Annotated in this window: 3 protein-coding genes; all 3 read left to right on the top strand. The window is 44.9% G+C overall.

Annotated elements, in window-relative coordinates:
- Nucleotides 1-9: 9 nt before the first annotated feature.
- From ectB to PGLA_RS18010, 3 genes are read left to right on the top strand one after another with little or no spacing between them, the layout of a single operon-like run.
- Complete coding sequence (gene ectB / locus PGLA_RS18020; protein ID WP_068535533.1) at nt 10-1,299, top strand: diaminobutyrate--2-oxoglutarate transaminase; 1,290 nt, start codon at nt 10-12, stop codon at nt 1,297-1,299.
- 16 nt (nt 1,300-1,315) lie between these two features.
- Nucleotides 1,316-9,004 carry an amino acid adenylation domain-containing protein gene (locus PGLA_RS18015; RefSeq protein ID WP_161487946.1) on the top strand — a complete coding sequence of 2,563 codons (7,689 nt, stop codon included), beginning with the start codon at nt 1,316-1,318 and terminating at the stop codon, nt 9,002-9,004.
- Between the two features lie 18 nt (nt 9,005-9,022).
- The gene (locus PGLA_RS18010) at nt 9,023-21,871 is read left to right on the top strand and encodes a non-ribosomal peptide synthetase (protein WP_068535527.1); all 12,849 of its coding nucleotides are present in this window, start codon (nt 9,023-9,025) and stop codon (nt 21,869-21,871) included.
- Nucleotides 21,872-21,875 lie beyond the last annotated feature (4 nt).

Raw genomic sequence — 21,875 nt, 5'->3', positions numbered from 1 at the left:
GTGTTAATCATGGATGTATTCGAACAATGGGAATCTAATGTACGATCTTATTGCAGAACTTTTTCTGATGTTTATGTTAGTGCTAAAGATTGTAAGATGGTTGCGGAAAACGGGAAACGGTATATTGATTTTTTTGCGGGTGCAGGCGCTCTGAATTATGGGCATAACAACACATATATGAAGAGAAAGATGATAGACTACCTGGAAAATGACGGCGTCATTCACGGATTGGATATGTTTACGACAGCGAAACGCATGTTTATTGAAATCTTTCAACGAGAAGTTCTTGCTCCTAACGACTATCCATACAAAATGCAATTTTGTGGTCCTACGGGTACAAATGCGGTAGAGGCTGGCATAAAGCTAGCGAGAAAGGTAACGGGGCGTACAGGCATATTTTCGTTTATGGGCGGATTTCACGGCATGTCACTTGGCAGCTTGGCTTTGACTGGCAACCTGCACAACAGGGCAGGTGCGGGAATTCCTCTTTCTCATGTTACGTTCATGCCTTACCCCCATGGATTCATGGATACGTTCGATACCATTCAATATATGGAAACGGTTCTGTCTGATGAAAACAGTGGAGTAGATAAACCAGCAGCCATCATATTTGAGACGGTTCAGGCGGAAGGCGGCGTTATCGTCGCTCCGATTGAATGGATGCGCCAGCTGAGCGATTTGTGCAAACGACATGATATTTTATTGATATGTGACGATATTCAAGCTGGATGCGGGCGCACGGGAACATTTTTTTCATTTGAACGTGCAGGAATTGTCCCTGATCTTGTCATTCTTTCTAAATCGATTAGCGGTTATGGGTTACCGATGTCGCTCGTTCTCATGAAACCTGAGCTCGATATTTGGAATCCTGGGGAACACAATGGCACATTCCGTGGTAACCAGTTGGCCTTCATCGGCGGCACGGCTGCATTAGAGTATCGAAAACAAATAAATTTGGAACAAGCGGTAAAGCAGAAAGCCGACTTCATCGACAACTTTTTGAACAAAGAGATTGCATCTCTTGATTCAAATATAAAGATCCGCGGTATTGGGATGATCTGGGGAATTGATGTCTCTAATCTTGCGGATAAAGAGATATCGAAGAAAGTGGTAACGGATTGTTATGAGAAAGGAATCATTATCGAAAGGGCGGGAAGAGGAGACACGGTAATCAAAATCATGCCGCCTTTAAATATTGAGATCGAACTTTTGCTGCAAGGGATGAACATCATTAAGGAAATTATGCAAAAACATTGTGCGCAAACTGTCAATGAAGGAGACATAATTGTTCATGCTTAATTACAGGAGCGAGAATATGAGCAGCAAGCAAGTGGTTACGAAAGAGAACGTCGAAGATCTTATTAACTTGAGCCCCATGCAAGCGGGAATGCTGTTTCACTATATCAAAAATCCAGAAACGGGTATGTATTTTGAACAATCTAGCTTTCGTATTTCCGGTACGATCGATCTAGATAAAATAAAGCAATCCTGGGGTCATGTCGTTGCAAACAATGAAATGCTTCGAACGATTTTCAAGTGGAATACGATAGATCGACCCATTCAGATGGTCCTGAGGCAATTTTGTCCGCCTATTTTTACAATAGATTTATCCAATTATTCCCCAGAAGATCAGCTTACACAGTTACAAATCATGAAAGAAACAGATCGGGCACGCAAACTGGATTTGGAGTTAGAGCCTTATCGTATTCTGATTTGCGTATTATCGGATCATGAAATGGAAATGGTTTTGTCCAACCATCATATTTTGTTTGATGGATGGAGTCTGGGTATTCTGCTCAAAGAGTTCCAAGATACCTATAATGGCTTAATCGAAGATAAAGACGAAGATAAAGAATACCTAAAACCGAGAAAAGGAAAATACAAGGAATTCATTAAATGGTTACAGATCCAAGACAAAGATGAACCGTTAACCTTTTGGAATCAATATTTGTCTACATTTGAGCCTACTCGGCTGAAGACAAATCTGAACAATCGATCAGACGATTTTCAAGTGGACCGCTTTACTTTCAATATTCCAGAAACGGTATATCGCGCTGCTGAAACGTTAGCGAAAACATCTAACCTCACGTTAGCACCCCTTCTCTATACTGTCTGGGGTATTATGTTACAACGCTATACAGGTGTTGAAGATGTCGTGTTTGGCTCGGTAGAGTCCATTAGGCCGCATCATATGAGAGAGATGGAACAAGTCGCAGGCTTGTTCATTAATACGTTGCCTACAAGGGTGAGATCAACGGATAACACAAGTGTTATTGCTCTCATCAATCAAATATCTGAGGCTATTACGACCCGAGAAAACTATCGCTACACGTCTCTTGCTGAAATAAAAGCAGCATGCGGCTTAATAAATAATGAATGGTTTGATTCGATTGTCGTTCTTGAAAATATTCCTTTTGAGCACATATTTAATACAGAAGGCAACAAACTTCAAATTCACTCCTTCACCGCAAACGGAAAGACAAATTATGATATTTGTTTAAAGATATTTCTGTATGATGGGCTTTCGTTGCATTTTGAATACAATCAAGATTTGTTTGAACGCGCAACTATGGAGAAAATGGCAGAACATTTCCACGTGCTCTTGCAAGAAATCGTCCAAAACCCAGATGCTCTCGTAAGCGATCTAAGGATGTTAACGAAGGCGGAGGAACGGCAGCTACTTGCTTTCAACGAGACGAAAGCTGAGTACCCACAGGATAAAACGATTCACCAACTGTTTGAGGAACAAGCGGATCAAACGCCCGAACATGTAGCGATTACTTTCGAACATAAGCAGTTGACCTACCGTGAATTAAATGAGAAGGCGAACCAGATGGCCCGGGCGTTGCGTAAACGTGGGGTTAGCTCCGGTAGTATCGTAGCAATAAAGCTAGAACGTTCTTTAGAAATGATTATTAGTATTCTTGGCGTGTTGAAAGCTGGGGCTGCTTTTGTACCGATCGATCCTAAATATCCAGATGAAAGGGCAAAGCTTATTCTGGAGGAATGTCAAGCTGCGGTTCTGATCACACAAAGCCATCTGATGGATTTAGTCTTGGAAGGAACCTCCATCCTACACGTAGACACCGAATCAATAGGGGAAGAGAGCATCGCCCCCTTAGACCATGTAAACAAATCGGATGATTTGCTCTACATCATCTACACCTCGGGTACGACAGGCAGGCCAAAGGGTGTGATGCTGGAGCACCGGAACTTGGTAAACCTGCTGTATTTCCAATTTAACGAAACTAACATCGACTTTAGTGCTGGCGTGTTACAGTATACGACCTTGAGCTTTGACGTTTGTTATCAAGAGGTATTTTCAACTTTACTGTCTGGTGGGAAGCTACATCTCATTGACAATGATACGCAAACAGATGTCAACAGACTACTTACGGTCATTTCTAGCAATCAAATCGAGGTGCTGTATTTACCCGTATCCTTTCTAAAATTTGTTTTTCTGGACAAGGAATTCACAACACATTTCCCAACTTGCGTTAGACATATCATTACGGCTGGAGAGCAGCTTGTCGTTAGCGACGAGTTAAAAAAGGTGCTCCGAACGCAAAATATACTGCTGCATAATCATTACGGCCCTTCGGAAACTCACGTCGTGACAACCTATACGATTAACCCGTCGAACCCGATTCCAGATTTGCCATCGATCGGCAAACCGATATCCAACACTTACATTTATATACTCGATGCACGTGGTCAATTAGTGCCCCAAGGAGTAGCAGGAGAATTACATATCGCTGGGGATAACGTAGGTCGAGGATACGTGAATAATCCCGCGTTGACAGCTGAGAAATTTGTTCCCAATCCTTATCGTTCAGGGGAAAAGATGTATAACACGGGAGATCTGGCACGCTGGATGCCAGACGGTAACATTGAATATTTGGGCAGAAAAGATGATCAAGTAAAAATCAGGGGACACCGGGTCGAACTCGGTGAGATTGAATCTCAGCTACTACGGCATCCGCTCGTTAACGAAGCTTCGGTGAAAGCTTGGATAGAGAGGAACGATGTTCACTATTTAACAGCTTACATTGTGCTGGAAGCTGAGATTAGTTTTAGAGAGCTGCGCCAAGATCTTGCGGATTCCTTGCCGGAATACATGATACCTTCTCATTTCGTCAGGATGGATAAGCTTCCAATTACGTTAAACGGAAAGGTAAACAAGAACGCGTTGACCCAACCAGTAGGAATGGTTCTTAACGACACCGCCTATATACCGCCAAACAATCTGACGGAAGAAGCGCTATGCCAAATCTGGCACAAGTTGCTTGACGTCGCTAAATTAGGGATCAGGGACAACTTCTTTGAACTTGGCGGTCATTCGTTAAAAGCCATGTCCCTGATGTCACAGGTACATAAGCAAATGAGTGTCAAAATCACCCTAAGAGATATTTTTGATCATCCTACAATTGAACAATTGGCAAAGGTCATTCAAGAGCAGGACAATAATCAATTCATTCCCATTGTCAAAGCGAAAGAAAGCAACTATTATCCGCTATCTTCTTCGCAGAAACGGCTATTTATTCTTCATCAGTTGGAAGGCGCTGAGAAAGCATATAACATGCCGGCAGTGTTATTGCTTGAAGGGGAGTTAGAGCTCGGAAGGCTGGAACTCGCTTTTGCTCGTCTCATTGAAAAGCATGAAGCATTGCGGTCTTCGTTTGAATTGGTCGATGGCGTTCCTGTTCAGCGAATTCATCCATCCAGCGTTTTTCGTATTGGTTATCGGGAAGCATCGGAAGCGGAAGCGAAGGCAAGTATGGAAGATTTTATTCGTGCCTTTGATCTGAGCCAAGCACCACTGATGCGTGTGGACGTGATCAACATCGGAGAAGATACTCATCTGATGTTATTCGATATGCACCATATCATTTCAGACGGAATGTCGGTAAGCATTCTTTTACGAGAATTAAGTGATCTTTATGCGGGGAAAACATTGCAGCCGCTAGATCTTCAGTATAAGGATTATAGTCTATGGCAGCAGGACTTTTTCCAGACGGACGCATATAAAAAGGATGAAAAATACTGGTTAGCAACGATGGCAGGAGAGCTTCCGGTTCTGGAGCTTCCTATGGACGGCGCCAGACCAGCTCTGCAAAACTTCAATGGCGACGACATTCAAATTGCGTTAGATAAGGATCTATCTGAACAGCTCTATCAATTAGCTGGCACGACAGGAACAACATTGTATATGGTGCTGCTAGCGGCGTACGCAAGTTTCTTGCATAAGTTAACCGGTAAAGAAGAATTTATAGTGGGTTCTCCCATCGCCGGAAGACCTCAAGCTGAGCTTGAGAACATCATGGGGATGTTCGTTAATACGTTAGCGCTACGAATGTTTCCTTCGGAGAACAAACGTTTTTCTGACTTTTTGCAAGAAGTTAAGCATACGGCACTATCGGCTTATGAGCATCAACAATATCCTTTTGAGGAATTGATCGAGAAGCTTAATATTCGTAGAGATTTAAGTCGTAACCCGATCTTCGATACGATGTTTGAATCTCTGAATTTAGAAAATAAGTTGGAGTTATCAAATATCAATGTTAAACCGTATAAATTCGGTTATTGTGCTTCTAAATTTGATCTGACTTTTAGTGTTATTGAAGAAAAAGGAAGTATAAAACTAAATGTTGATTATTGTACAGCCTTATTTAATAGGGAAACGATTGAACGATGGATTCAGTACTATGTACACATGTTATGGAGGTTGATTCATGAGCCGGACGCCGTAATAGGAGATATCGAGCTGTTATCTGAAGCTGAACGAGAACAAATCCTATCTGGGTTTAACGAACCCTCCATAGATGGGGAGACGGAAAGTCAGACATTCGTAGAAATGTTTGAACAACAAGTAACGCAGACGCCTGATCAAGTTGCGCTTGTCGTTGGCGAAGATGAGTGTTCTTATGCGGGTTTGAATGCGCAAGCCAATCGATTAGCTCATCTGTTACAAGCCAAAGGCGTGAAACGCGAGACGATTGTAGGAATTATGGCACGTCGGTCCGTGGATACCGTCGTTGGGGTATTGGCTGTTATGAAAGCTGGCGGGGCCTATCTTCCGATTGATCCTACCTATCCATTGGGGCGAATCTCTTATCTGTTGCGCGATAGCCATGCGCAAGTGCTACTGACACAACGCGAACTGCAAGGTCAAATCACAGAGCTGCTCACAGGCGGCCATGCGGAAGAGCAAGTCGAAGCGACTGGGTTCAGCGGGGACGTGCTTTATTTTGAGGATGCGTGTGTGGAGACGGAGAACTCAGACAATGTAGGACTTGTGGGCGGGCCAGAGGATTTGGCCTATGTAATCTATACATCTGGGACGACCGGTAATCCCAAAGGTGTCATGATCGAGCATCGGAGCTTCGTTAACGTAGCTATGGCTTATAAAAAGGTCTATCACTTAGATCAATTTCCGGTGAGATTGCTGCAAATGGCGAGCTTTTCCTTCGACGTGTTCTCGGGGGATCTGGCGCGTACATTCGTGAGTGGCGGACAATGCGTCCTATGTCCAGAGGACGTGCGGGCTGATATCCCGGGACTGGTGAAGCTCCTACAAGAACGGGGCATCACGATCTTTGAGTCGACGCCGGCGCTGATTACGCCGCTATTCGAATATGTGCAGGAGCAAGGGATCAATCTGCATGAATTGCAGGTTGTTATTGTCAGTTCGGATAGCTGCTCCGTTGAAGAATATGACAAGCTTCAACGGCGGTTCGGTGAGCATACTCGGATTCTGAACGTATATGGCGTGACCGAAGCGAGTATAGACACGAGCTATTATGAGGAATCACTGGACAAGCTGCCAAGCGCGGGGTATGTCCCGATTGGCAAACCGATGCCGAACATGCAAATGTATGTCGTCAATAGCCGTGTGCAACTGCAGCCCATTGGCGTGCCAGGGGAATTGGTCATCGGGGGCGCTGGCGTAGCGCGGGGATACTACCGGAAACCAGAGCTAAGTGCGGAGAAATTCATAGCGAATCCGTTTGTGCCAGGCGAGAAATTGTACCGGACAGGTGACTTGGTACGGTGGATGCCGGACGGCAATATCGAATATTTGGGCCGGATCGACAACCAGGTGCAATTGCGCGGTTACCGCGTTGAACTGGGCGAAGTCGAATCGAGGCTATTACAGATCGCAGATGTGCGGGAAGCGGTAGCCATCATACGGGAAGATCAGCTGGGAGAGCGTTATTTATGCGCGTATGTGGTGGCAGGTGAAGAGCTTGCCATTCCAGTTATGAGGGAAACTTTGGCGAAGAGTTTGCCTCACTTCATGATCCCGTCGTACTTTGTACAAATGGATCAGATGCCTTTGACGCCGAACGGTAAAGTAGACAGGAAGGCACTACCTGCACCAGATCGAGAAGATGGCAACCTGTTCTACGTGGCACCTGTGAGCGAATTAGAACATAAGCTTGCCGTGATCTGGCAGGATGTATTGCGCTTGGAACGTGTAGGCATCCGTGACAATTTCTTCGAGATTGGCGGGCATTCACTAAGAGCAACCGCCATGACTTCGCGCATACATAAGGAACTAAATGTTCATGTACCGCTTCGAGACATTTTCTTATCACCTACGATAGAAAAGCTGGTTACAGTGATTGAAGGCCTCAAGGGTAACCCTTTTGCAACCATCCTAAAGGCCGATCCCAGTGAGTATTACCCCCTTTCCTCAGCACAAAAGCGTCTTTATGTATTACAGCAAATGCCGGGGTCAGAGCTCATCTACAATATGCCACATGCAATGTTACTTGAGGGTAGGTTGGGGCTAGGGCGTTTGGAAAGAGCGTTTGTCACATTAATAGAACGACATGAGACATTGCGTACATCATTCGAAATGGTAAATGGAGTGCTCTCACAACGAGTTCATTCTGCGGTAGATTTCCAAGTCCGTCTTAGCCAGTCGACGGAAGAGCAGCTAGAGGCAAGGGTTCAAGCTTTTATTGAACCGTTCAATTTGGGACAAGCCCCTCTTTTTCGAATAGAACTCATCGCTATATCAGAAGAGCGTCACTTGTTGCTGTTAGACATGAATCATATTATTTCTGACGGGATTTCTATTGAAATCATTTATCAAGAGCTCGGCGAGATTTATGCGAAGAAAGATTTACCTCAGCTGAACATTCAATATAAAGACTATGCGGTTTGGGAGCAGAAGTATTTCGACAGCGAGGCCTTCAAGGTTCATGAAAATTATTGGCTGACTGCAATGGCAGGAGAATTAGTTACGTTACATGTACCGACTGATTATCCGCGATCAACCGTTCAAAGCTTCTCTGGCGATAGGATTGCGTTCAGCGTTGGAAAAGATCTCACGGATAGACTCAGACACTTATCTATTCAAACTGGAACTACGTTGTATATGGTGTTAATGTCTGCATACCAGATTCTACTCCATAAATATACCGGACAAGATGATATTCGAGTGGGCTCTCTCATTGCAGGAAGATCTCATGCGGACTTAGAGCCGATTGTCGGTATGTTCGTCAATACGTTGGTTATTAGATCATCACTTTCAGGATCGCAAACCGTATCTAGTTTTCTGCAAGAAATGAAGCAGACAACGCTTGCAGCTTACGAGCATCAAGATTATCCGTTTGATATTTTGGTGGAGCAGTTGGGTCTGAAGAGGGATTTAAGTAGAAATCCAATCTTTGATACGTTATTTGCACTGCATAATACGGAAAACCAGGCAAAAAAACTTTCAGAGGTTACCGTGAGTTACTATCCGCTTCCCTTTGCTATTTCGTTGTTTGATCTCTCATTGGATGTAGTAGAACTGGAAGATTCCCTCTATTGTACGCTGGAATATGTTACGTCGCTATTCAAGAAGGAAACTGTTCAGCGAATGAGTAATGATTGGATGTTCATTCTGCAATCTATTACCGCCAACGTAGACGTGCAGATCAAAGAGATTCAACTTCAAACATACAATGTGTTAAAAAATACAGTGGATCAGCCGATTGAGTTTATGTTTTAACAAATTGGAGGTTATAGTATGTCAGGTCGGCTTTCTCAACATATTTTGCTGGCAAGTGGTCAGTTCGATAAAGAAAAACAGTATTGGTTTCAGTTGCTTCAAGAAAACGATGTTGTATCGGTATTTCCTAAAGAGGAACTGGCTGCCCATTCTGACGAGAGAACAGGGGAATATGCACATGAAATTCCGTTGCAGCTTATTGAGAAGATAGATAAGATAGCGAACCAATCGAATATTGCACGTTACATGATTTTATTATCAGGCATCAAGTATGTACTCTCAGCGTATACGGGAGATGCTGCTGTTATCGTGGGTATGCCGATATTCGCGCAGCAAGCTCAGCAAGACGAATTGATGAATTCATTGGTGCTCTTAAAAACAAACGTTGATTCCTCATTGACGTTCAAGCAGTGGTTGGGTCGTATTAAAGAAACGGTGTTAGCGGCGAACGAGCACCAAAACTTTTCTTTCGCGATAGTAGCCGAGCATCTTCAATTACCAAAGACGGCAGAAGGTATCCCTCATTGTTCAACGATCGTAAGGTTGGACGCTATTCACGATGTCTCCTATCAAGCTGATGTTAGCTCACTTGCGAGCTTTTCCTTTATGACAAGTGCGGATACGTTGACCCTTCAAATCACCTACGAAACGAGCCATTATAGTGAGCGAATGATCCAGCAAATAGCTAATCATTTCGAAGTGTACTTAGAGAAAGTCCTAAATGAACCAGACGCCGTAATAGGAGACATTGTGCTGCTATCCGAAGCTGAGCGGGAACAAATCCTCTTTGGGTTTAACGAACCCTCCAAAGATGTGGAAATTGAAAGTCAGACATTCGTAGAAATGTTTGAACAACAAGTAACGCAGACGCCTGATCAAGTTGCGCTTGTCGTTGGCGAAGATGAGTGGTCGTATGCAGATTTAAATGCGCAAGCCAATCGATTANNGACGATTGTAGGAATTATGGCGCGTCGGTCCGTGGATACCGTTGTTGGGGTATTGGCTGTTATGAAAGCTGGCGGGGCCTATCTTCCGATTGATCCTACCTATCCATTGGGGCGAATCTCTTATCTGTTGCGCGATAGCCATGCGCAAGTATTGTTGACACAACGGGAACTGCAAGGACAAATCACAGAGCTGCTCACAGGCGGCCATGCGGAAGAGCAATTCGAAGCGACTGGGTTCAGCGGGGATGTGCTTTATTTTGAGGATGCATGTGTGGAGGCGGATAACTCAGACAATGTAGGACTTGTGGGCGGGCCAGAGGATTTGGCCTACGTAATCTATACATCTGGGACGACGGGTAATCCCAAAGGTGTCATGATCGAGCATCGGAGCTTCGTTAACGTAGCTATGGCCTATCAAAAGGTCTATCACTTAGATCAATTCCCAGTGAGATTGTTGCAAATGGCGAGCTTTTCCTTCGACGTGTTTTCGGGGGATCTGGCGCGTACATTCGTGAGTGGCGGACAATGCGTTCTATGTCCAGAGGACGTGCGGGCTGATATCCCGGGACTGGTGAAGCTCCTACAAGAACGGGGCATCACGATCTTTGAGTCGACGCCGGCGCTGATTACGCCGTTATTCGAATATGTGCAGGAGCAAGGGATCAATCTGCGTGAATTGCAGGTTGTTATTGTCAGTTCGGATAGCTGCTCCGTTGAAGAATATGACAAGCTTCAAAGACGGTTCGGTGAGCATACTCGAATTCTGAACGTATATGGCGTGACCGAAGCGAGCATAGATACGAGTTATTATGAGGAACCACTGGACAAGCTGCCAAGCGCGGGGTATGTGCCGATTGGCAAACCGATGCCGAACATGCACATGTATGTGGTCAACGACCGTTTGCAACTTCAGCCCATCGGCGTGCCTGGGGAGTTGGTCATCGGTGGCGCTGGCTTGGCGCGAGGATACTACCGGAAATCGGAGCTAAGTGAAGAGAAATTCATAGCGAATCCGTTTGTGCCAGGCGAGAAATTGTACCGGACAGGCGACTTGGTACGGTGGATGCCGGACGGCAATATCGAATATTTGGGCCGGATCGACAACCAGGTACAATTGCGTGGTTACCGTGTTGAGTTGGGTGAAGTCGAGTCAAGGCTATTGCAGATCGCAGATGTGCGGGAAGCGGTAGCCATGATACGGGAAGATCAGCTGGGAGAGCGTTATTTATGCGCGTATGTGGTGGCAGGTGAAGAGCTTGCCATTCCAGTTATGAGGGAAACTTTGGCGAAGAGTCTGCCTCACTTCATGATCCCGTCGTACTTTGTACAAATGGATCAGATGCCTTTGACGCCGAACGGTAAAGTAGACAGGAAGGCACTACCTGCACCAGATCGAGAAGATGGCAACCTATTCTACGTGGCACCTGTGAGCGTATTGGAACATAAGCTGGCAGCGATCTGGCAGGATGTATTGCGCTTGGAACGAGTAGGCATCCGTGACAATTTCTTCGAGATTGGCGGGCATTCTCTGAAAGCTACAGCGCTAGTATCCCGTATTCATCAGGAACTGAAGGTGAATGTTCCGCTGCGAGAAGTGTTTCTTTCTCCAACGGTAGAGGGCTTAGCAAAGGTGATTTCAACATTAGGTGGTAATGAATACACCGCGATTCCACCAACGGAGAAGTGTGAAACCTACCCGGTCTCATCTGCGCAACAAAGAATCTATTTACTTCATCAGCTTGATACTGCCCATGCGGCCTATAACATGCCAAATGTGTTACTGCTTGAAGGAAAGCTGGATCGGCAACGGTTAGAACATACATTTACTCATTTAGTCGAACGTCATGCCTCTTTGCGAACCTCATTTGAGCTCAGCGATGGGGAACTTGTTCAGCGAATTCATTCGCAAGTAGATTTCAACGTTACCTTTGTCGAAGCAGAGGAAGGTGAGGTTCCTGCGCTCATTAGTCAATTTATTCGTCCTTTCGATTTGGCATCTGCGCCGCTATATCGCGTAAGTGTCATTTGTATCGGGGAGCACCGTCATATTCTACTAACCGATATCCATCATATCGTTAGTGACGGCGTTTCTCTGCAAATTCTGGAGCAAGAATTTTATCAGTATTATCGAGATGATTCGTTGCCAGAGCAACGTTTGGCATACATCGATTATGCGGTTTGGCAGCAAATTCAACAAAACTCGAAAGAATGGCAAGCACAGGAAACTTTCTGGCTAGATGCCTTTTCTGGTGAGCTTGCTGTATTGGAATTGCCGACAGATGAGCCGCGGCCTGTGGTTCGTAGCTTAGCAGGCGAGCAGATTATTTGCTATGCGGATGCGAATCTTACAGAAGCCCTTCGTCAGTTGGCGCAACAAACGGGAACGACACTCTACATGGTTTTGCTAGCAGCTTTCAGTGCCTATTTGTCCCGTATAACGAATCAAGAAGAGATCATCGTCGGTACCGTATCCTCTGGTAGATCACGCTCGGAGTTAGCCGATATCGTAGGGATGTTCGTTAATACCTTAGCCATCAGTAGCTTTCCAGAAGCGAGCAAATCCTTTTTGTCCTATTTGCATGAAGTGAAACAAACCTTGTTATCGGCTTACGAATATCAAGATTATCCTTTTGAGGAGCTAGTCAGACAACTCGGTATTGAGCGTGATCCTAGTCGAACGGCGATTTTTGATGCGATGTTTACGATGGAGGAAATGCTTGATTCGGATTCGATGTCTGGCGAGCTTAGCGTCAGCGTGTATCCTTCTGATCATCCGATTGCACAATTCGATTTAACATTGACGGCGATGGAACTGGAGAAAGACATTGCTTTCCGAGTGGAATATGCCAGTACGCTATTCCACAAGTCAACTGTAGAACGTTGGGTCAAGCAGTTCCTTCTATGGTTAGGTTCCATTACACAAGAGACCACTACACCGATCGGATGTATCGAAATATTATCTGATAGTGACAAGCATCAATTACTGGTTGAGTTTAATCATACGAAATCGGATATACCTCACAACCTTACCATTCACGGTTTGTTTGAGGAACAAGCTGAGCTACAGCCGAACCATCCTTCGGTCATTTGTGGAGAAATCTCGCTTACTTTTGCACAATTAAACCAACGGGCAAACCGATTAGCTCGGATTTTACGGGAAAAGGGTGTAACAGCGGATCATATCGTAGGAATTATGGTCGAGCGATCCGTGGAGATGATCGTTGGATTGCTTGGTATCTTAAAGGCTGGTGGCGCTTATTTACCCATTGATCCTTCTTATCCAGACGAGCGCATAAAGTATATATTAACGGATAGCGGGGCCGAATTGCTCATTACCCAATCTAGCTTACAGCATAAAGCGGATTTTTCAATCGATAGTTTCTACCTAGATGCGCTTGAACTAGAGCCGATTGCTGAAGAAGATCGCTTAAACCTTGAATCGACGATCACTCCTAGCCATTTGGCTTATGTGATCTACACGTCGGGAACAACCGGCATGCCAAAAGGGGTTATGGTTGAGCACCGCAGCGTAATGAACTACCTAACATGGAGAATTAGAGAGTATGGGTTCAATAGTTCCCATCGGATGGTTCAGCTCTTTTCCTTTGCATTCGATGGCTTCTTGTCATCCTTTTTCGCTCCCTTATTGGCTGGCTCAGCTTCCATTCTGCTGCAGGATGAAGGGGCCAAAGATCCTCTCGTTATACGCAAAGCGATTATCGACCATGGCGTGACCCATTTCATGTGCGTTCCAAGTCTGTACGCAGCACTTATGGAATGTATGAGCAGGGAAGACAGCCATTCATTAAAGATCATCACGTTGGGTGGAGAAGCAGTCCAGCAACGATTGGTCGATCAGCACAATTTGAATTATGGGCATATCGAATTGACCAATGAATACGGCCCAACTGAAAATAGCATTGGTGGTAGTATCGTTAGAAATCTTCAACAGGATAAACCAATTACGATTGGCCGTCCGATCACTAACAATCGGATGTACATTTTGAATACTGATTATCGTTTATCACCGATTGGGGTGGTAGGTGAGCTATGTATTGGCGGGGCCGGATTGACCAGAGGGTACAGGAATCAGCAGGAACTAACCGCTGCGAAATTTGTTGCGAACCCTTATGTTCCTGGAACGTTGATGTACACAACGGGGGACTTGGCGAAATGGTTGCCTGATGGTCGGATCGAATATATGGGCCGTGTAGATGAACAGGTCAAAATTCGTGGCTACCGAATCGAATTAACCGAAATCCAGTCTGCAATGTTACTAATCACAGGGATCGATAAGGCAGTTGTTACGGTGTTTACAAATGATCAGGATGCAAAGCAGCTTTGTGGGTATTTTACCGCAGACGAGTACGTAACAACCGAATATGTGAGAAATTCGCTCTCAAGCTTACTGCCTAACTATATGATTCCTTCCTATTTCGTAAGGATCGATAGCATTCCTGAGACCGCAAATGGGAAGGTAGATCGGAAATTGTTGCCGATTCCTAAAGATACGTTGGGAAGCAGCAGGACGGCAGTCGCTCCTAGAACTCCGTTGGAAGATGAGCTTGTCCAGATATGGGAAGAAATATTGGAGTTTAAGCCCATTGGCATTCATGATAACTTCTTTGCGTTGGGTGGACATTCGTTAAAAGTAATGATGCTCGTAGCCCGTATATACAAGCACCTGCAAGTGGAAGTAGCTTTGACTAGCGTATTCCAGGCTCCTACGATTGAAGCTTTAGCCCATTTGCTTCAATCCAAGCGCAAAAGCGGTCTTACTCCGATCGTTTCGGCTCCGAAAAGCGAGGTGTACCCCGTTTCTTCCGCACAGAAGCGGCTCTATATTTTACGGCAGCTAGAAGGTGCGGCAGAAAGTTATAATATGCCAGCTGCTTACTTGATCGAAAGTGCGCTGGATGTAGAGCGATTGAATAACGCATGTATCCAGTTGATGGAGAGGCATGAATCACTACGAACCTCTTTTGAAATGGTGAATGGGGAACCGTTTCAGCGGATTCATACAGATGCTGAATTCCAACTCGAATATGGCGAAACAACGGAAGCAGACATTATTTCTCTTCTTAAGGTGTTCGTTCGTCCCTTCGAGCTAGAGCTGGCTCCACTATGGCGGGTAGCTTTATATAAAGTTGCCGGAGATCGCTGCATACTGCTTTTGGATATGCACCATATCATTTCCGATGGTGTTTCAATGAACGTAATCATCGATGAACTATTTAGGCTTTACAACGGTGAAGCGATTCAACCTTTGCCGCTACAATACAAGGATTATGCTTACTGGCAGCAGGAGATGCTGCAATCGGAAGCGATGGCTATGCAAGAAGCCTATTGGCTGAATTCCCTCTTGGGGCAATTGCCGGTGCTCAGCTTGCCTACGGATTATCCCCATTCAGCAGTGCAAAGCTTCATCGGTGGCGAAGTTGAATTCGCCATAGATAGTGAAGTAACGGCAGACTTATATCGGATAGGCCAAAAAGCGGGAGCTACCCTGTTCATGGTATTGTTTGCGGCATACAACGCATTCCTTTCACGGATTGCTGGTCAGGAAGAAATAATAATGGGTACGGTTATTTCTGGACGCCCGTCCGTTGAATTGGAGGGAGTCGTCGGCATGTTCGTTAACACGCTGGCGATACGTACTTTCCCAGAGGGGGATAAATCGTTTACTACCTATTTGCAAGAAGTGAAACAGACCCTGCTTTCAACGTATGAGAATCAGGACTATCCGTTTGAAGAGTTGGTCAAGAAACGAGTCCTACAACGGGATATGAGTCGCAATCCGTTATTCGACACCATGTTCACCTTGACCAATAAGAGCGAAGTTCTAAATTATGGCGTACCGATTCGTCTGCTTTCCTTCGAGCATGCCATTTCGCAGTTTGAGCTTACATTATCAGCTGTAGAAGGAGAAGATACCTTATCCTTTAGTTTTGAATATTCCGTAGCGCTATTTAATCGGGAAACCATCGAACGTTGGAAGGATTTATTCAGCCAATGGTTAACCTCATTAGCAAAAGAAGATGGGCGGCCAATCGCCGCTATAGACCTTTTGACACCGCAAGAAAAGCATCGTCTGTTGTTCGAGTTCAACGATACGGCTGTCGACTATCCAGTGGACAAAACCGTCCAACAGCTGTTTGAAGACCAGGTTGAACTTACACCAGATCATATTGCTTTGAAGTATGAGACAACTCATATGAGCTATCGAGCGCTGAATGATAGAGCCAATCGGTTGGCTAGAACGTTACGACGAAAGGGCGTCAAACCTGAAACTGTCGTCGCAATAATGGAAGAACGATCTGTGGACATGATTGTTGGTGTGCTTGCTGTACTCAAGGCTGGAGGGGCATATGTCCCGATAGATCCCGACTATCCGCAAGATCGTATTGAATACATGCTTGAGGACAGTAAAGCATCCATGATATTGACGAAAAACAGATTTATGCAAGGCAGAAAATGGGATGGAATGGTGTTAGATCTTGCTGAGGAAGCTTTGTATGCGGAGGATAGCTCTAATCTAGAACCGGTTACGGACATGCACCACTTGGCCTATTTCATTTATACATCTGGATCAACAGGCAGACCCAAGGGTGTTATGAATGAACATCGTAATCTAGCAGCATATTTGTATACCTTTATTCAGCAGTTTCATATGGATCATCGAGATACGGTACTGCACCTACAGTCAGTTTCCTTTGACGGAGCGGTTGACGAAATGTACTTAGCGTTGTTATGTGGCGGCACTGTATTTATCGCCAATAAAGAAGAAGGCCTAGATACGGATTTACTCGAAGACATCATTGAACGAGAAAACATCACGGTACTCTTTTGTTCTTCGTTGCTATTAAGTGAACTGAATCAACGATTATCTGCTGGCCATCCCATTAGACTCTTCTATCCAGGCGGGGATGTTGTGAAGCCATCATATTACTCTAATTTGACAGATCGGCTCGTGTACAACATGTACGGACCGACCGAAGCGACGGTCACAACTACTTATTTTAATTGTTCAGAGTCATACGGCCATAATGTTCCGATAGGGAAACCAATGCCTAATAAACAGGTTTACATATTGGGAACTCAGGAGCAACTTCAACCGATCGGCGTACCTGGTGAGCTCTACGTTGCGGGTGTTGGACTAGCCAGAGGTTATTTGAATCAACCCGAACTCACGGAGGAGAAATTTGTGGCAAACCCATTTGTCCCAGGAGAAAGAATGTATCGGACAGGCGATTTCGCCAGATGGCTACCTGACGGCAATGTTGAATACTTGGGAAGAATGGACCAGCAAGTGAAAATTCGCGGGTATAGGGTCGAATTGGGCGAAATTGAAGAGCAGCTCTATTTGCATAAATCTGTTGAGGAAGCTATTGTGCTTGCAAATGAAAGCCCAGAAGGCGATAAACTATTAGTCGCATATATCGTAGCTGACGATCGGCAAACAAATGCAAGTTGGCAGCAATATTTGGCGCTGACACTTCCCTATTTTATGGTTCCGAGCGTCATTATTCAGTTGGATGAGATGCTCTTAACGCCAAATGGGAAAATCGATAGGAAAGCATTACTTTCCATGCGTATTACAGAAGGTGAGGAAGCTATCTATGCTGCGCCAGTGAATACAACAGAAGTGAAGCTTGTTGCGATTTGGGAAGACATACTTGGTAGAGACAAAGTTAGCCGAACTGATCATTTCTTTATGGTCGGCGGCCATTCTCTTAAAGCGATGGCGGTAGTCAAGCAGGTATATCAGCAATTCCAGGTTCAAATGCCATTGTCTCAAGTCTTTAAGCTGCCCGTACTTCATGATCAAGCGATGTTCATTCAGAGCCATGAAGCTTCTATATATACGCAAATTGACCTTGTTGAAAAGAGGGACGTTTATCCGCTGTCATCCGCGCAGAAGCGAATGTATATTTTACAGCAGATGCAGCCGACGTCCATTGTCTATAATATGCCCGATGCGCTTCTTATCGAAGGTGATTTGGACGTTCCCCGAATGGAACAGTCATTACGAAAACTGATTCAACGGCATGAATCTCTGCGTACTTCATTTATTCGAGTAGATACGGAGCCTATGCAACGTATTGAGGACGAGGTGATCTTTGCGTTAAGCTACCACAAATTGGAGATTGAGATCTACTCCATGACAGACATCGACGCCATGATGGTCGCCAAGATGGAAACATTCGTGCAGCCTTTTGATCTTGAAATCGCGCCCTTATTCCGTGCAGAACTGATACAGATAAATCCGAATCAACATATTCTTCATCTCGATATGCATCACATCATTGGCGATGGCCTATCCAATGATATTCTGATGGATGAATTGGGAAGTCTTTATTCCGGGGAGGACTTGCCTGAATTACCACTTCACTACAAGGATTATTCCGTGTGGCAAAACAAGATGACAGTGAATGGGGAGCTGGACAAACAGGAAGCCTACTGGCTGAGCCAATTTGCGGGTAGTTTACCTGTCATGCAGTTACTGACCGATCATCCACGTCCAAAAGTGTCAGATAACCAAGGAGATTCCATCCAGTTTAGTATCGATGATGCGCTAACTATGGGGCTTCGTAGGTTAGCAGCCGACACGGGAGCGACGCTGAACATGGTTTTATTGGCAGGATTTACTCTCTTGTTACATGTCTATACCGGGCAAGAAGATATCGTTGTTGGAACTCCTGTTGCTGGGAGATTACATGCTGATCTCGATAAAATTGTCGGCATGTTCGTCAATACACTTGCCATTCGCAGTCAGCCGTCTAATGAACATTCGATCCTAAGCTTTATCCGTGAGATGAAAAGAATCTCGCTTCAAGCTTATGAGAACCAAAGTTATCCCTTTGAAGATCTCGTGAAAAAGATAGTTACAACCCGCGATCCCAATCGCAATCCGCTGTTTGACGCGATGTTCACATTGCAGAGTGCGGATACGGACGTACTTCCTAGGATGCCTTTGCAGGTTCAGTCATTGAATATTAATCTGAAAACGGTAAAGGTTGACTTGACACTGACAGCGAAGGAAAGACATTCAGACGGAATGATATTCGACATCGAGTATGCGACTTCATTATTCGAACGATCTACAATTCAGCGGATGGGTCGACATTTGGTGCATTTGATGAACACCATGGTTAATGAGCCTAATAAACAACTCTCAGATATCACAATGATGGACGACGAGGAGAAACGGCAGGTTTGCCAGGTTTTCAATAATACGAAGACGGATTATCCTAGGCATCAATCACTAGTTAGCCTTTTTGAGGAGCAAGTGGAGAAATCTTCTGAACAAGTAGCTGTCGTGTTCGGTAAAGAAAAGTTTACTTATCGGGAACTTAACCAAAAGTCCAATCAAGTAGCCGGCGAATTATTGGATAAAGGCATACAGCCTGGAGGCATCATTGCGATTCTGATGGACCGCTCGATCGATATGATCACGGCAATCATGGCAGTTTTGAAAACAGGAAATGCCTACTTACCGATTGATCCAGAGTATCCGCAGGAGCGTATACAATTTATGCTTCAGGACAGTGGAACTCGTATCTTGCTGACAAGCGAGGCTCAATTCTCACAAACAATGCCTGCCGGTAACTTCTTGATTGACATCATCATGATAGATGCAATGAAATTTGGTGAACGAGAATCTGGATCTGTCAGCGTTCCACAAGTAGGATCTGATCTTGCCTACGTGATGTACACTTCCGGCACGACAGGGAAACCAAAGGGAATCTTGACGACACACGCTAATGTTACCCGAGTCGTGAAGGGAACGAGCTACATTGAGATCGGGGAAGATGATGTAGTAGCTTCATTGTCCAATTATGCTTTCGATGGGTTTACTTTCGACTTCTTTGGAGCTTTGCTAAACGGCGCTACGCTTGTAATCATACAGAAATCCGATATTCTCGATATCAATCAGCTCAGTCGAATCCTTATCGACCAACGAATTACCGTTATGTTTGTCACAACCGCTTTATTCAATCTGCTTGTGGATACCCGGTTGGACAGCTTATCTTCTCTGAGGAAAATATTATTTGGAGGCGAACGCGTATCCGTGAATCATGTACGTAAAGCTCTTGCTGCTATCGGCGCTGGTAAACTCCTTCATATGTATGGACCGACAGAGAGTACCGTTTATGCAACGTTTTATCCGATAGACGAAGTTGCTGCTGACGCAATCACGATTCCAATTGGTAAGCCTCTTAGCAATACGGAAGCCTATATTCTTGGTGTTGGTGGGCAGTTGATGCCCATTGGCATCACGGGTGAGCTGTGCCTTGCTGGTGACGGATTGGCGTTAGGTTACTTGAACCTACCGGAGATGACAGCGGAGAAATTCGTGCCACATCCTCTGGAGTCCGGCAAATTAATTTATAAAACCGGAGATTTAGCCAGGTTCTTGCCAGACGGGAATATCGAGTTCATCGATCGTATCGATCACCAAGTTAAGATTCGGGGCCATCGCATCGAATTGGGGGAAATTGAGAGTCGAATATTAGAGCTTCACGCTTTGAAAGAAGCGACTGTTCTCATATTTGAGCATGCAGGAGAGAAATCGTTATGCGCTTATTACGTTACGGATTCCCAAGTTTCGGTTAATAAAATGCGGGAAGAGCTAACCAAGAGCTTACCGGAATATATGATTCCTGCTTATTTTGTACCCCTAGCGAAGATGCCCTTAACTCCAAACGGTAAAATCGACCGTCGGGCTCTGCCAGAACCTACATTGGCTCATGCTGCTTTCCACGAACAAGCTAAGCCGCAGAATAAAATGGAAGAGCAGCTTGTAGCCATTTGGATGAAGGTATTGGCCAAAGATAACATTGGGATTCACGATAATTTCTTTGAAAATGGCGGTCATTCACTGCTTGCCACCAAGCTTGCTTTCGATATTTTCGATGCGTTTAATGTGAAATTTCCACTGGTCGAAATCTTTAACCGCCCGACGGTTCACAAATTAGCTGAATTCGTAAGTATGTTGCTTCCAACCGAAGAAGAGAGAGAGCAGGATGACCAACTTCTCTTGTTAAAAGAAGGTAATGACAAGAACAAGCATCTCTTCTTCATACATGCAGGGGATGGGGAAGCGGAGCCCTACGTTCCGTTTAGTCGATATGTGTCCGAAAGCTTTCAATGCTGGGCAATCAAGATAGCCTCGCTGCAGGATCATGAACCCGCTCCGTTATCAATAGAAGAGATTGCAAGATCGTATGTTGACAAAATTCGTAAAGTACAACCTGATGGAAGTTACTATTTAGCAGGATGGAGTATTGGGGGAACGATTGCCTTTGAAATTGCCCGATGTTTGGAAGGACTGGGCTTTACGGTTGGATTTATTGGTATGTTCGACTCTCCTTTTGTGCAGGGAGAAGCAGTAGAAAGCGACTCGTTTGAACAAGTATCGGAAATGAAGCATTTAGCGAATATGTTCGCACCATTTATCCATTCTCCACTTGTATCGAGATTATTGGAACATACCGTTCGTTCGGAGCAGGTGTGGCATACCTTCCTAACATTGGCGGAGAAAGAGCAAGTAACCGAAGAACTACTCACGATGCTTCTGTCTAACAAGGAGCTAATTGCGAGTATGCCTGAGGTGGAGAACTGCAAAAGCTTGCCTGAGCTTGTAAAGATCTATAACGTATGTCGCTCGTTAACTTACGCTCGTGATCATTATGTTGCTGCCAATCGGATTGAAGCTAGATTGGACTTCTTCCAAGCGTCGACGAGTCCAGTGGAAAATATGGGCGAGAAATGGTGCGATCTCTCCAGTCAGCCCATCATCATTCACGAAATCGTGGGAGATCATTACTCCATGTTCCGATTGCCATTGCTCCAAGGACTTGCGTCCAGATTTGATCGTGTACTGATGGATACAGTATTTGCTTATAATCGCGAATAAGAAC

Source organism: Paenibacillus glacialis (genome assembly GCF_001637205.1).
Taxonomy (GTDB): Bacteria; Bacillota; Bacilli; order Paenibacillales; family Paenibacillaceae; genus Paenibacillus_AQ; species Paenibacillus_AQ glacialis.
The sequence above is the reverse complement of the archived record's forward strand: the minus strand, read 5'-3'. Positions and strand labels throughout refer to the sequence as shown.